The following is a 266-nucleotide window of genomic DNA, read 5'->3' as shown; positions in this document are numbered from 1 at the left end:
AGTGCAGAACAAGTAGAAATGATTTATGACCTTAGCTATGCGCAGGACAAGGAAGGGACGGGGCTGGAAAGTGAACTGCGGATTTTCGACGAGATTCACGAGCTGATCGAGGAAGCGGAAGAATTTCTTGTGATTGATTTGTTTCTATTCGACAACTACAACGACACAGAGACCGCTTACCCAGCCATCGCTGAACGCCTGGCAGATCATTTAATCGAGAAAAAGCAAGAGAATCCCGATTTTCCGATCTATTTCATCACCGATCC

Annotated in this window: 1 pseudogene; it reads left to right on the top strand. The window is 45.9% G+C overall.

The annotated features are described in order from the left end of the window. A pseudogene (locus R0J87_RS21125) lies at window positions 1-266 on the top strand (hypothetical protein); the annotation flags it as partial.

Origin of the sequence: Halomonas sp. SIMBA_159, assembly GCF_046536035.1 — a bacterium.
Lineage (GTDB): Bacteria > Pseudomonadota > Gammaproteobacteria > Pseudomonadales > Halomonadaceae > Vreelandella > Vreelandella venusta_A.
Note: the sequence above shows the minus strand (reverse complement) of the source record. Positions and strands in the feature narration are given on the sequence as shown.